General features: G+C 62.0%; 11 protein-coding genes and 1 pseudogene. 3 read left to right on the top strand and 9 right to left on the bottom strand.

Going from position 1 to position 14,385, the window contains the following annotated elements:
* Window positions 1-121: 121 nt before the first annotated feature.
* The gene (gene mfd, locus ACZ5YV_RS05380; RefSeq protein ID WP_464788896.1) at window positions 122-3,679 is read right to left on the bottom strand and encodes a transcription-repair coupling factor; all 3,558 of its coding nucleotides are present in this window, start codon (window positions 3,677-3,679) and stop codon (window positions 122-124) included.
* Window positions 3,680-3,790: 111 nt separating this feature from the next.
* Window positions 3,791-4,060: an FAD assembly factor SdhE gene (locus ACZ5YV_RS05375; RefSeq protein WP_464779671.1), complete on the bottom strand. Its 270-nt coding sequence runs from the start codon at window positions 4,058-4,060 to the stop codon at window positions 3,791-3,793.
* A gap of 85 nt (window positions 4,061-4,145) precedes the next feature.
* Here ACZ5YV_RS05375 and recG point away from each other — a divergent pair, with 85 nt between their 5' ends.
* Window positions 4,146-6,209, top strand: coding sequence for an ATP-dependent DNA helicase RecG (gene recG / locus ACZ5YV_RS05370; RefSeq protein WP_464788895.1), 2,064 nt, complete (start codon window positions 4,146-4,148; stop codon window positions 6,207-6,209).
* 156 nt (window positions 6,210-6,365) lie between these two features.
* Here the strand turns inward: recG and ACZ5YV_RS05365 are convergent, their stop codons facing one another.
* Window positions 6,366-6,719, bottom strand: a complete 354-nt coding sequence (locus tag ACZ5YV_RS05365; protein ID WP_464788894.1) for a PilZ domain-containing protein — start codon at window positions 6,717-6,719, stop codon at window positions 6,366-6,368.
* A gap of 75 nt (window positions 6,720-6,794) precedes the next feature.
* Entirely contained in the window at window positions 6,795-8,012 is a 1,218-nt protein-coding gene (tyrS, locus tag ACZ5YV_RS05360) for a tyrosine--tRNA ligase (protein ID WP_464788893.1), read from the bottom strand.
* Window positions 8,013-8,142: 130 nt separating this feature from the next.
* Between tyrS and ACZ5YV_RS05355 the strand changes: the two genes are divergently transcribed.
* Window positions 8,143-9,231 (top strand): anhydro-N-acetylmuramic acid kinase, encoded by a 1,089-nt coding sequence (locus ACZ5YV_RS05355; RefSeq protein ID WP_464789154.1) that lies wholly within the window; start codon window positions 8,143-8,145, stop codon window positions 9,229-9,231.
* 6 nt (window positions 9,232-9,237) lie between these two features.
* Here ACZ5YV_RS05355 and ACZ5YV_RS05350 read toward each other — a convergent pair.
* Window positions 9,238-10,411, bottom strand: a pseudogene (locus ACZ5YV_RS05350) (vWA domain-containing protein).
* A gap of 128 nt (window positions 10,412-10,539) precedes the next feature.
* Between ACZ5YV_RS05350 and ACZ5YV_RS05345 the strand changes: the two are divergent.
* Window positions 10,540-11,919: a methyl-accepting chemotaxis protein gene (locus ACZ5YV_RS05345; RefSeq protein ID WP_464788892.1), complete on the top strand. Its 1,380-nt coding sequence runs from the start codon at window positions 10,540-10,542 to the stop codon at window positions 11,917-11,919.
* 5 nt (window positions 11,920-11,924) lie between these two features.
* Here the strand turns inward: ACZ5YV_RS05345 and ACZ5YV_RS05340 are convergent, their stop codons facing one another.
* From ACZ5YV_RS05340 to ACZ5YV_RS05325, 4 genes are all read right to left on the bottom strand, one after another.
* Window positions 11,925-12,947 carry a hypothetical protein gene (locus tag ACZ5YV_RS05340; protein WP_464788891.1) on the bottom strand — a complete coding sequence of 341 codons (1,023 nt, stop codon included), beginning with the start codon at window positions 12,945-12,947 and terminating at the stop codon, window positions 11,925-11,927.
* A gap of 92 nt (window positions 12,948-13,039) precedes the next feature.
* Complete coding sequence (locus ACZ5YV_RS05335) at window positions 13,040-13,330, bottom strand: GFA family protein (protein WP_464788890.1); 291 nt, start codon at window positions 13,328-13,330, stop codon at window positions 13,040-13,042.
* A complete protein-coding gene (locus ACZ5YV_RS05330) occupies window positions 13,260-13,454 on the bottom strand; it encodes a GFA family protein (protein ID WP_464788889.1) in 195 nt (64 codons plus the stop codon). The genes ACZ5YV_RS05335 and ACZ5YV_RS05330 overlap by 71 nt, the downstream gene beginning before the upstream one ends.
* 41 nt (window positions 13,455-13,495) lie before the next feature.
* Complete coding sequence (locus ACZ5YV_RS05325) at window positions 13,496-14,341, bottom strand: AAA family ATPase (protein WP_449472141.1); 846 nt, start codon at window positions 14,339-14,341, stop codon at window positions 13,496-13,498.
* Window positions 14,342-14,385 lie beyond the last annotated feature (44 nt).

Here is a 14,385-nt window from a genome sequence, read left to right as displayed (position 1 = left end):
CGATGCCGGACTTTGCTGTCCAGTCATCGACGGAGCATTTAGATGACCGATGTTGCTGCTACTTTGCTGACGCACGACAAAGGGGTGCTGGCGAGAGGGGCAATCTCCGGGCCATCCATTGTCAGCTAGCCGACTTCGCCAATCCCTTCGACAATTGCAGCGCTCCGTTCAGCCGCGCCGCCGGGTCAGCCCAGGCACGATTGACCACGACCTTGCTATCCGGCCGCAATCGCGCCACTCCATTCAGCCGCTGGATATAGGCGACCAAGCCCTCCGGCTTCGGGAAGCGGTCTTCGAAGAAGCTGACCAGCGCGCCCTTTGGTCCCACATCGATCTTCGAGATATTGGCCGTCACGCAATTCTGCTTGATCTCGATGATCTTGAACAGGTTCTGCGTCGGCGTCGGCAGTTTACCGAAGCGGTCGATGAGTTCCGCAGCAAAAGCCTCCAGCCCCTGCCGATCCTCCACATCGTTCAGGCGGCGATACAGCCCCATGCGCAGGTCAAGATCGGGCACATAATCCTCCGGTATGAGGATGGGCGCATCGACGGTGATTTGCGGCGAGAAGCTCTCCCGCTTCTCGATCCCCGCGCCACCTGCCTTGGCCTCCAGGATCGCGTCTTCCAGCATCGATTGGTAAAGCTCGAAGCCGACTTCCTTGATATGCCCCGACTGCTCGTCACCGACCAGATTACCCGCGCCGCGAATGTCGAGGTCATGGCTCGCCAGCTGGAACCCGGCGCCCAGCGTGTCCAGATCGGAAAGAACCTTCAGCCGCTTTTCCGCCGTTTCGGTAATCACCTTGTTCGCAGGCGTGGTGAAATAGGCATAGGCCCGCGCCTTCGACCGCCCCACGCGCCCGCGAAGCTGGTACAGCTGCGCCAGCCCAAACCGATCCGCGCGATGGATGATCAACGTATTGGCCGAAGGAATATCAAGGCCACTCTCGACGATCGTCGTCGACAGCAGCACGTCATAACGTTTGTCGTAGAAGGCCGACATGCGCTCCTCAACCTCGGTAGCGCTCATTTGGCCATGGGCAACGATTGGCTTCACCTCCGACACTTCTGTTCGCAGGAACTCTTCCACCTCGGTCAGGTCGGCAATGCGCGGCACGACGAAGAAGCTCTGCCCGCCGCGATAATGTTCGCGCAGCAAGGCCTCGCGGATGACGACGCCATCCCAGGGCATGATGTAGGTCCGCACCGCCAGACGATCGACCGGCGGTGTCTGGATCACGGACAGTTCCCGCAAGCCCGACATTGCCATCTGTAAGGTGCGTGGGATCGGCGTGGCCGTCAGCGTCAGCACATGCACATCGGTCTTGAGCGACTTCAGCCGCTCTTTGTGCGTGACGCCAAACCGCTGTTCCTCGTCCACGATGACGAGGCCAAGCCGCTTGAACTCCAGCCCCTTCGCCAACAGCGCATGGGTGCCTACCACGATATCGATCGTCCCGTCGGCCAGCCCAGCCTTCACGGCTTTGGCCTCCTTATCCGGTACCAGCCGCGACAGGCGGCCGATGTTGACGGGGAAGCCACGGAACCGCTCCTCGAAATTCATATGATGCTGCCGGGCAAGCAGGGTGGTCGGGCAGATCACCACCACCTGCATCCCCGCCATCGCGGCGACGAAAGCGGCGCGCAAGGCCACCTCCGTCTTGCCGAAGCCGACATCGCCGCACACCAGCCGGTCCATCGGCCGCCCCGCGCCCAGATCCTCGACCACGTCCATGATCGCCCGGTCCTGATCCTCGGTCTCCTGATAGGGGAAGCGATCGACAAAGGCTGGATAGCCCGCGCTATCCGGCTCCGCCACCGTCGCCGCCCGGAGCGCCCGTTCGGCCGCCGTCTTGAGCAATTCACCCGCAATCTCGCGGATGCGCTCCTTCATCTTGGCCTTGCGCCGCTGCCACGCCTCGCCGCCCAACCTGTCGAGGCTCACCCCCTCGCTGTCGGAGCCGTAGCGGGAGAGAACCTCCAGATTCTCCACCGGCACATACAGCTTGTCGCCGCCCGCATATTCCATCGCCACGCAGTCATGCGCCGCCTTGGCGACCGGTATTTGCGTCAGCCCCTCATAGCGCCCGATCCCATGGTCCATATGCACCACCAGATCGCCCGGCGAGAGCGTCGCCAACTCCTGAAGGAAGGCGTCGGCATTCTTCTTCCGCTTGGCCCGCCGCACCAGCCGGTCGCCCAGCATGTCCTGCTCGGTCAGCACCGCCACATCGGGCGCGGTAAAGCCATGGTCCAGCGGCAGGACGATTAGAGAAACATTATAGCCCCTCCCCTTCAGGGGAGGGGTTGGGGTGGGGGCTGTCGGGTCGGGGGAGCTATCCGGATAGCCCCCACCCCCAGCCCCTCCCCTGAAGGGGAGTGGAGCAGCTCGACCCAAAGCTTCCTGCCAATCGTCGGCCGCACTTAAGCCTGTGACGCCGTGATCTGCGAGCAACCCCGAAAGCCGCTCCCGCGCCCCCACGGAATAGCTGGCGATGACAACCTTCTTCTTCGCCCGCTGGAGCGAGGCGATATGCTTGCCCACCGCCTCATAGGCATTGGCGTTCTGCGCCCGTTCCGGCGCAAAATCGCGCGGCCCATCAACCGCAAAGTCCAGAACGGTCGCGCTTTCCGGCTCATGGAAAGGCGTGGTCGCATGCATCGGCCATTCGCGCACGATGCCGTCCCATTCTTGCTGCTCCAGATACAGCGCCTTCGGCTCCAGCGGCCGATAAGCTCCCGGATCGGACGACTTCGCCTGCACCCGATTGGCGTGATAGTCCCGGATCGCCTCGAACCGGGCCTCCGCGGCGCCCGTCACACCATGATCCAGCACGACGAGCGTATCGTCGCCCAGATGCTCGGTCATCGGCACCAGCCGTTCTTCGAACAGCGGCAGCCAATGCTCCATCCCTGCCAAGCGCCGCCCGTCACTCACCGCCTGATAGAGCGGATCGCCGGTCGCCGTCGCCCCGAAGGTCTCGCGATAGCGCCCGCGAAACCGCTTGATCGTCTCTTCATCCAGCAGAGCTTCGGACGCGGGCAGCAGGGTGAAGCCTTCGACGCTCCCGCTCGTCCGCTGATCGGCGGGATCAAAACGCCGCACCGTCTCGATCTCGTCCCCGAAGAAATCGAGCCGCAGGGGCTGTTCCTCGCCTCCGGGGAATAAATCGACTATGCCCCCCCGAATGGCGAATTCGCCCCGATCATGCACAGTGTCGGTGCGGACATAGCCATTGGCCTGCAACATCTCGGCCAGCCGCGAAATCGCGATGCGCTCTTTGGGCGCCAGCTTAGCGACCAGCTGCCGCACACGAAACGGCGTCAATGTCCGCTGCGTCAGGGCGTTCAGCGTCGTCAGGACAAGCTGCGGACCCTTGGGCTTGACCTGCAAGGCATGCAGTCCGGCCAACCGCGCCGAAGCCGTGCGCAGCGAAGGACTGGCCCGGTCATAGGGAAGGCAGTCCCAGGCGGGAATCTCGACAATCTCGATCTCTGGCGCAAAATAATGCGCCGTGTCCGCCACCGCCCGCATGAGTTGCTCATCGGGCGCGACGAACAACGCACGCGAAGGCGCCGCCCGGGCAATGTCCGCCAGCAGCCACGGCTGAAACCCCGCCGGAACGCCGGACAGGGTCATGGGGGAGGAGGTTTTCAGAATCTTCAGAAGGTCGGTCATTCGCTACTCAGTTCCCCTCCCGCAAGCGGGAGGGGTCAGGGGTGGGCAATCCCACAGAGGCGGCACAGGCCGACCCCCGCGCCCTCCCGCCAACGGGAGGGGAGGTTGAGGCTATTTCTTCCCAATCTCCACAAAATCCATCTTCACGAACTTGTCCCACATCGGCCCGCGCCATTGCTCGGGCAACGGTAACGTCCCTAAGGCCCAAGCCATGATGTCGGCATCCTGTTCCTCGATAAACCGCTCGAACCAGTCGATTTCTTCCACGCCCCACTCGGCATGGTAGCGATCGAAAAATCCACCCACCGCCAGGTCCGCTTCCTTGATGCCTCGATGCCACGCGCGAAATTGCAGGCGGCGGATGCGGGGATCTTCGTTCACAATTTGTTCCTTGCGCGGACATGCCGAATAAACCGATCAGATGTTTGCGCATCGTCCCGGCTGGGCTAGATGGCGTCAGATAGCCATGCGACCCGATATCCTCAACCCACTCTTCACTGAAATCGAAGCCTTGAAAGGCGTCGGCCCCGCGCTTGCCAAGCCGCTGGAGCGCTTGGGGCTGGCCCGCGCCGTCGATGTCCTATTCCACCTGCCGGTCAGCTTTGTCGATCGCCGCATGGTGGACGAGTTGATCCTGTCCGACTCAGGCCGCGTCATCGGCATAGAACTCACGCCTACCGACTACCGCGCGTCCGGCAGTGCCCGCGCGCCGTTCCGCGTCATCGCGCAGGACAGGCATGGCAATACGGTCGCGCTCGTCTATTTCGGCCGCAACAGCGCCTGGCCCCGCAAGCTGCTGCCCTTGAACGAACCCAAATTCATCTCCGGCAAGCTGGAGGCCTATGGCGACAATCTCCAGATCGTCCACCCCGACTATGTCCTGCCGCCGGAGGAAGCCGCCACCATTCCGGCGCGAGAGCCAGTCTACGGCCTTTCCGAAGGTCTCACCAATAACCGTCTACGCGACCTCGTCGCCCAGGCGCTGAGCCGCGCGCCCGACCTGCCGGAATGGATCGAACCCAGCCTGCTCGCCCAAAAGGGCTGGCCGACATGGCATGAGGCGCTCACCCGCATCCACGCCGATCCCAGCGATGCCAATGCGCGCGAACGCCTAGCCTATGATGAAATCTTCGCAGGCCAACTCGCGCTAATGCTGGTGCGCCAATCCTCCCGCAAGCGCCGGGGCATCCCCATCGAGGGAGACGGCCGCCTGCGCGCCATGCTCGAACTCCCCTTCGCCCCGACCGGGGCGCAACGCCGCGCCTTCGGAGAAATTGAAGGGGACATGGCGCAGCCCGTCCCCATGCTCCGCCTCCTGCAAGGCGACGTCGGCTCGGGTAAAACGCTCGTCGCGCTCATGGCCCTCCTCAACACGGTTGAGGCAGGTGCTCAGGGCGCACTCCTTGCCCCGACGGAAATTCTCGCGCGCCAACATTATGAAACGCTGCGCAAGATGGCGTCGGGCCTGCCCGTCACCATCGCTATCCTCACCGGCCGCGAAAAGGGGAGGGTGCGCGAATCCACCCTGATGGGCCTCGCCGATGGCAGCATCGACATCCTCGTCGGCACTCACGCCATTTTCCAGGAAGCCGTCCGCTACAAAAACCTCGCCCTTGCGGTGATCGATGAACAACACCGCTTCGGCGTTGCCCAGCGCATGATGCTGGCCGCCAAGGCCGAGCGCACGCCGCACCTGTTGGTGATGACCGCCACCCCGATCCCCCGCACGCTGACGCTCACCTATTATGGCGAGATGGACGTCTCTCGGCTGGACGAAATGCCGCCCGGCCGCCAGCCGATCCAGACCGTCGTCATGTCCGCGAACCGCCTCGATGAAGTGGTCGAAGCACTCGCCCGCCACATCGAAACCGGCGGTCAGGCCTATTGGGTCTGCCCCTTGGTCGAGGAAAGCGAAACCAGCGATCAGGCCGCCGCCGAAGCCCGCGCCGAAATGCTGAAGTTACGCTTTGGCGATCTCGTCGGCCTTGTCCACGGCCGCATGAAAGGTCCGGAAAAGGACGCCGCGATGGAGGCCTTCTCCACCGCCCGCACAAAGATCCTCGTCGCCACCACGGTCATCGAGGTCGGCGTCGATGTCCCTAACAGCAATCTCATCATCATCGAAGGCGCCGACCGCTTCGGTCTCGCCCAGCTCCACCAGCTGCGCGGCCGGGTAGGACGCGGCCAGAACCACAGCGTCTGCATCCTGCTGCGCGGCGGCGCCCTGAGCGAAACCAGCCGCGCCCGGCTGGCGCTCATGCGCGAAACCAATGACGGATTCCGCATTGCCGAAGAAGACCTCCGCCTCCGTGGCGCAGGCGAAATCCTTGGCACGCGCCAGTCGGGCGAGGCGCAGTTGAAGATCGCGACGCCGGAACATCTGTCTGCCCTGCTCGATAGCGCGCGAGACGACGCGCACCTCCTGATCGATCGCGATGGAGGACTAGACGAACCGCGTGGCCAGGCGGCCAGAACTTGTCTTTACCTCTTCGAACGGGATGCGGCGGTGGGATTGCTCCGAAGCGGCTAATCCGTGCGACGAATTTCTGCATGCGCGAAACCATCGTGCGTAAAAAAGGATGCGATAACAAAAAACTGGAGCGCGCGACCTGCGTCCGATTAAACGCAGCGCGCTCTTGTCCGGTCACATCAACGGATCGAAGCCGATCAAGCTTCGACCAGCTCCTTACCAGGCGGTCTGCCTTGGCGGGATGAGCGACAGCATGGCCTCATAGATTTGCGGATCAATGGGCTGGCAAAACTCCACCCCGACCCGGCCATCCTCTGACCATCGAACGTCGGCCTGAACGTCCTTGACGACGGGTAGCCAGATCGCGATCCGTTCCCCAATCGTGATCTCCGCATCGGTGCGGCACATTAGGCCGAGTTCAGAGATGTTGATGACCCGGACGCCATGGGTTCGGCCTCGGGCAGAGATATGGCTGACCATATCCACCAGCACGCGGGGCGTGCGGCGCTGATTGATGGAAGGGTCCCGTGAACGGGCGACCTGGGCGAGGCTTGCGAGCACCGAAGACATGACCGGAGCTTAAGATGAGGAAGGTGGCGCCTTCCTTACCAGCTTTACTTAATCTGCCTTTAACTCTCTAAAGTTTCAAGCAGTTACCAGGCCATGTTTCTTAGCGCCGAAGCTCACCTTGTCTCCGGGTTTCAGTGCCAGCATGGGGTCGCTCACGACCTCACCATTGACGCGAATGGCGCCTTCGGCCAGCTTGCGCCGGACTTCCTTGTTGGAGCTGGCAAAGCCAAGTGCCGAGGTGCCCTGAACAATGGTCAGCCCCTCGGCTCCCACACTGATCGTCGGCAGATTGGCGTCCGAAGCGCCCTCTTCAAAGGTCTTGCGCGACGTTTCTGCGGCAGCGAGCGCAGCATCGGTTCCCCGGCACAGCGCCGTCGCCTCATTGGCCAGAACCTTCTTCGCCTCATTGATCTCAGCGCCCTGAAGAGCCGCGAGCCGTGCGACCTCGTCCATCGGCAGGTCGGTGAACAGCCGCAACCGGTTGGCGACGTCCGCGTCCGCCGTGTTCCGCCAGAACTGCCAATAATCATAGGTGGAAAGCTGATCTTCGTTCAGCCACACGGCACCACCCACCGTCTTGCCCATCTTCGTGCCATCGGCATTTGTGAGCAGCGGCGTGGTCAGCCCGAATACCTGCATCCCATCCACCCGACGCGCGAGTTCGACGCCGTTGACGATATTCCCCCACTGGTCCGATCCGCCCATCTGCAACCGGCAGCCCGACCGCCGCGACAGCTCCAGAAAGTCATAGGCCTGAAGGATCATATAGTTGAATTCAAGGAAGGACAGCGACTGCTCACGATCCAGCCGCAGCTTCACCGAATCAAAGCTCAACATGCGATTGATCGAGAAATGCTGGCCGATTTCCCGCAGGAACGGGATATACTCCAGCCGGTCGAGCCATTCGGCATTGTCGAGCATGATCGCGTCGGTCGGCCCGTCGCCGAAGGTCAGGAACCGTTCGAACACGCGCTTGATGCTGGCGACATTCTCCGCGATCGTTTCGGTGGTAAGCAGCTTGCGCGCTTCGTCCTTGAAGCTCGGATCGCCGATCTTCCCGGTGCCGCCGCCCATCAGGACGATCGGCTTGTGCCCCGCCTTCTGCAACTGCCGCAGCATCATGATGGAAACGAGGTGCCCGACATGCAGGGACGGAGCCGTCGGATCAAAGCCGATATAGCCCGGCACGATCTGCTTGGCGGCAAGGCCATCGAGCCCCTCCGCATCGGTCAACTGATGGATGTAGCCACGTGCCTCCAGGAGGCGGAGCAGATCGGACGAGTAGCTGGTCATAATGCGGCGCCCTCTAGCATCACGACACAACAACGTCACTCCCCGTCATCCTGAACTTGTGTCTCAACCCATTCCGCTACACAGAATGAAGGAGAGTAAAAGGATCGAAGCGGTGACACACAGCCAACCCATGCTGGCGATCGGCCTCATGTCGGGTACGTCGCGCGACGGCATCGACGCCGCGCTCATCGAAACCGACGGAGAGGGCGTCAGCAATCCCGTCACCTTCCATGCCATGCCCTATCGGGAGGGCTTTCGCATTCGCTTGGCCGAAGCGTGCCAGCGCGCCATGGCAATGGACAAGCCGGGCTTCGAACCTCTCATTCAATCCGTGGAAGCAGAACTCACCGAGCTTCATGTCGAGGCCGTCACCGATCTCCTCGCGCGCAGCGGGCATATAGCGCAGGATATCGCCGTTATCGGTTTCCACGGCCACACGGTCGCGCATCGGCCGGAATGGCGCTGGACATGGCAGATCGGCGATGGCCCCGCATTGGCGGGGGCGTTCGGAATTCCCGTGGTCGGCGACCTGCGCAGCGCCGATGTTGCCGCAGGGGGGCAGGGGGCGCCGCTAATGCCTATCTATCACCGGGCCTTGGCGAATGACTTGCGTAAGCCGACCGCCATATTGAACCTGGGCGGCGTGGCCAACATCACCGCCATCGGAAATGATGGCGAACTCCTCGCCTTCGACACCGGCATGGCGAGCGGTTTGATCGACAATTGGATGCAGACGCATAGCGATCGGCCGTTCGACGAAAATGGCGCCACTGCTGCTCGCGGCCAGATCGATGAAGCGCGGCTCGACAGTTTGATGGCAGACCCCTGGTTCGATACGCTGCCCCCCAAGAGTATCGACCGTGAAGCCTTTACCCTCGATGCGATGCATGGCTTGTCGCTTGAGGATGGCGCAGCGACGTTGACCGCGTTCACCGCCAGGGCGGTTGCCCGCGCGCTTGACCATCTCCCGTCCCGCCCTTCCGCCATCTACGTCGGCGGAGGCGGCCGTCATAATGCAACACTGATGACGATGCTGGCTGCCTTCACCAACGCTGATGTGCATCCGGTCGATGATCTCGGCTGGGATGGCGACGCTCTTGAGGCGCAGGGCTTCGCCTATATGGCGGTGCGCCACCTCAAATCCTTGCCCATCAGCTTTCCCGGCACCACCGGCGTTCCCGCCCCAATGACTGGCGGCGTCCTCTTCGATCCTGCCTGACGCAGCTTACCGCTTTCGGGTCAGTTCCCGCATTCCGTCATCAATGCCCTCAAGCGTCAGCGGATACATGCGCTGGCCCATGATCTCCCGGATCATCCGCGTCGATTGACTATAGTCCCAATGGTTGCGCGGCGTGGGGTTCAACCACACGGCAGCCGGATAGGTATGCAGCAATCGGCTCATCCACACCGCGCCGGGTTCCTCGTTCATATGCTCGACCGATCCGCCCGGATAGCTGATTTCGTAAGGGCATCGCCGCATCGCCGACGAAGATGACCTTATAGTCATGCCCATATTTATGCAGGATATCCCATGTCGGAATACGCTCTGAAAAACGGCGCCGATTGTCCTTCCACACGCCTTCATAGAGGCAGTTGTGGAAGTAGAAGAACTCCATGTTCTTGAACTCGGTTGTCGCGGCGGAAAACAGCTCCTCGCAAAGCCGGATGAAGGGGTCCATTGACCCGCCAACGTCCAGGAATAGCAGCAGCTTGACCGCATTATGCCGCTCGGGCCGCATCCGGATGTCGAGCCAACCTTGCCGTGCCGTGCCCCGGATAGTCCCTTCCAGGTCCAGCTCATCCGCGGCGCCTTCGCGCGCAAAGCGTCGCAGTCGCCGCAGTGCCACCTTGATGTTGCGCGTGCCCAGTTCCTTGCTGCTGTCGAGGTTCTGGAACTCGCGCTTTTCCCACACCTTGATGGCGCGCTTGTGCCTGCTCTCGCCGCCGATCCGCACGCCTTCGGGGTTATAGCCGCCATTGCCGAAGGGCGAAGTTCCGCCCGTGCCGATCCACTTGTTGCCGCCTTGATGGCGCCCCTTCTGCTCCTCCAGACGCTTCTTCAGCGTCTCCATGATCTCGTCCCAGCTGCCTAGAGACTTGATCTTCTCCATCTCTTCAGCGCTCAGATATTTCTCCGCGACCAGGCGCAGCCACTGCTCGGGAATGTCCGCCTCGACCCCGCTCGCGTCCAGCACGCCTTTGAAGACTTTCGCGAAGACCTGATCAAACCGGTCGATCAGCCCTTCGTCCTTCACATAGGTCGCCCGCGCGAGATAATAGAATTCCTCAGGCCGTTGACCGATCACGTCACGGTCCAGCGCCTCCAGCAGAAGCAGATGCTCCTTGATGCCAGCGGGAATGCCAGCGGCCCTTAGCGCGTCGAGAAAGTTCAGCATCATGATGACGGCCTTGTCTGACAGCCCTGCCATGGATGCAAGGGGCTGCGCATGGTTGATCAAATGTTAAGTGTTGCATCGCATCGTTAATAAGGCACTATTCACAAGCGGGCGGTTTGGGGTGGCACTCCTTGGAAAATGAGCATTTATTGACGGATCTGGGTGAACGTTCCGGCGACGTTGCGCTGCAATGCAGCGAGACGGCGGGCTTCCTTGGGGAACTTACCCGGCGCATCCAATCCGACTCGCTCCGCCTCTCACAATTGCAAACCAATATGGAGGCTCTGGCCGTCAGCCAGAATGAAAGCGTGGTGGCGGCTCAGGAGCTCAGCCTCACGTCCCGGCGCGCTGCCCGCATCATTGCCGAAGGGCATGAAGCGATTACCCAGTCTCTCGCCCAGGTTGCGGGGCTGGTCGACCATGTCACGGGGCTGGAGGGAAGGCTTCGTCAGTTCCTCGGAGTTATCGAAGCAGTCGGCGGCATATCCGATCAACTCGGCGCGATCGCACGCCAAACGCGGCTGCTGGGCGTAAACGCCGCGATCGAGGCGGCACGCGGTGGAGAGGCGACGCAGGGCTTTGCCGTCGTGGCCGACGAAATCCGCCGCCTGGCCGGGCAAGCGGGCGAGTCCGCCGCATCGGTCGGTGACAAGCTCGGCCAGCTCGACCGCGATGCGCGCCATCTGATCAGCGGCGTCGAAGCCAACATCGGTCGAGGCCGGGACGTCAGCGCCCATATCGATACATTAAGCGTAACCATGGCGGAAATCGCCTCGCTCGTGACGCAATTTGGCGAGCGTTCCCACGCCATCGTCACCTGCACCGACGAAGCCGATGCCGACGTAGGCGCGCTACGTGCGGGCCTTACCAACTTCAGCGACTCTGCTGCCGAAAGCACCCAGCGCGTCGAAATGGCCAAGGCCCAGCTTGAGCAGCTTGAGGGCATGGCGAACGACATGCTCAACACCGCCGCCCATGGCGGGCATCAGACCCGCAACAGCCGCTACATTGCCTATGCCGAAGATGGTGCGGCAGAAGTGTCGCGCCTGATCAATGACGCTCTGGCTGCGGGTGAACTGACGCCATCGGCGCTATTCGACAGCAATTACCGCCTGATACAAGGCTCCCACCCGCCACAATATGAAAATGGCTTCATGGTCTTTGCCGACCGCTTCATCCGCCCGATTCTGGATCGCCAGACCGGACAGGATAATGCCATCGTCGGTTGCTGCCTGATCGATATGAACGGCTATCTGCCCACGCATATCACGTCGCGAAGCCAGCCTCAGCGGCCGGGCATGCCGGAATGGAACATGGAATATGCCCGTAACCGGCAGATTTTCATGGACAGCCAGACCCGCCGCGCACTCGATGGCGGCGCAGACTTTTTCCTCTTCACCTACCGTCAGGACCTTGGCGAGGGTCGCTATCGCGCGCTTCGCAGCGTATTCGTTCCGCTGATCTTCGAAGGCCGCCGCTGGGGTCTGTATGAGGTCGGCTACCTCATCTGATCCCGTCAGTTCGCCGCGCCCTGACGCACTATGACGTCCCCATTGGCGGCATAGGCAGCAGTCGTCCGCGCCTGCGCCGTCTGAGGGTCCTTGCCATCGAGAATCTTCGCGATTTGCCCGAAACTCGGCACGCGGTCATAAACGCCATAGAGCTTCGTCTCGCCGACCGAATGTATCGATAGCTGATAGCCCTTGCCGTCAACCGCTGGATCGAAGGCGAGCACCGTGCCCGCATCGTCGATCGGCACGATGACCGATCCGCCAGACGCACCCTGCTGCGCCAGAACATCATAGATACCTTCGCTAGTATGCACCTGTCCCCGGATGCAGAAGGACCCGGCCACCTCGCGAACGGCCCTGACATCAGCCGCTTCGACAGGAAGGGAAGCGGTAAGTTGCGCATCCCGGTCATCACCCGCCGGGCAGTCGGCGAACCGCACCGGAGAGACTGGCCGTACCGCAGCCGCATCATCGAAATGCAAGCTGCCGAGCATGCCGTCCAGCCCTGCCAATACCTCCTTGCGCCGTTCGCTGGGACCTGTGACGCGCAGCTTCACGAGCCAGCGCCCAGCCTGGGCAAAAGCTGCTGCCGTGGTCAGCGCCCCGTCGGCCGCATCATCATAAACCGCACGGATCGCGCGGCCGCCTTTGCCTTGCAGCGGAACGCTTTCATATGCGGTGCGGCGTGTCTTCGGTCCAAAACGATCCGTCACCGCGCGGTCGGTCATGTAAGCGGCGATCGACGCGTCCGCATAGCTGGGCAGATAGACGTACAAGGTCGCCTGCACCGCCCCGTCCTCCGACAAATATTGGGCATAATTGTCGATGCCCTTGCCGCCATTCGTGACCTCTCCACTCTTGGACAGGGAAAGCCCCGCGATCGTCTGGGGCAGGCTGATGCCCGAAGCGCGGGCGCGAAGGTTCCCATCGCTCGCCACCCACGCTTCCTGCACATCGGCACCCTGCGCCAATGCGGGCACCGGCAGGAGCAGGAGGAGTGGCAACAGCGACAAGGAGAGTTTCGGCATAGGCATCCTTCCCATTTCACGCCGTCTTGTCGCGGCTCTGAAATTTATTGGGGAAGGTTGAGCGAAACCGCAAGGCTAAGGCAAGCGGCCTTTTACGCGACTGGCGGAATCTGCGCTGTATAATGCGGCAGTTCCGGGTCCAGATGCGCCCAATGCGGAGCCGCCTCCGTCCAGATTACCGCCTGCGGTGCCAACAGGTCCGGATCATCCAGCGCGCCAGCCCTGATGAAAGTCAGGTGCGGCCGCGACTCGGCAATGCTGAACAGGGGAGTGCCGCACTGCGGACAAAAGCCACGACGCATCCTGTTTCCGCTATCCGCGATGCTTTCCATGCCAACGGACCTCGCCCTCGCTTTGCACCTTCTCCGTCGGAAAGCAGACATTGACCGTGCCCGATCCTCCGCCGAGATATTGGCACAGCCTGCACCAGCACATGCGCGCCGCCATCGGCTCCGCATCGATCTTGATGCGCACCGCTCCGCACAGACATCCCGCTTCATGCGTCATGCACGCCTCCGTCATTGTGCCGGGCAGGGCAATCCCGGCCTTTACCGCCCCTGCCGCCGTGCCATGAATGCCAGACGTTCGAACATCATGATATCCTGCTCATTCTTCAGCAGCGCGCCATGAAGCGGCGGAATGGCCTTGGTCGGATCGCGATCCTGCAACACCTCCAGCGGCATGTCTTCATTGAGTAGCAGCTTCAACCAGTCGAGCAACTCGCTGGTCGACGGCTTCTTCTTCAGGCCCGGCACATCGCGTATCTCGTAGAAGAGGTCGAGCGCGCGGCTGACCAATATCTTCTGAATGCCGGGAAAATGAACGTCGACGATGGCCTGCATCGTCTCCCGGTCGGGGAACTTGATATAGTGGAAGAAGCAGCGCCGCAGGAAAGCGTCGGGCAGCTCCTTTTCATTGTTGGATGTGATGACCACCACCGGCCGTTCCTGCGCCGCGACCGTCTCGCCCGTTTCGTAGACGTGGAACGCCATGCGATCGAGTTCCTGCAACAGGTCGTTGGGAAACTCGATATCGGCCTTGTCGATCTCGTCGATCAGCAGCACGGGTAGGGTAGGGGAGGTGAAGGCCTCCCAAAGCTTGCCCTTGCGGATATAGTTGCTGATGTCATGAACACGCGGATCGCCCAGCTGGCCATCGCGCAGCCGTGCCACGGCGTCATATTCATACAGGCCTTGATGCGCCTTGGTCGTCGATTTGACGTTCCATTCGATCAGCGGCGCGTCCAATGCCTTGGCGATTTCCTGCGCCAGCACCGTCTTGCCCGTCCCCGGCTCACCCTTCACCAGCAGGGGGCGGCGCAGCAGCACCGCTGCGTTCACCGCGACCTTCAGGTCGTCGGTTGCGACATAATCTTCCGTACCTTCAAACCGCATGAATCTTCGCTTTCCTCTACTGCCACCCGAGTAGGGAAAGCGAT

The sequence above is a fragment of the Sphingobium sp. TomTYG46 genome, assembly GCF_055396345.1.
Note: the sequence above shows the minus strand (reverse complement) of the source record. Positions and strands in the feature narration are given on the sequence as shown.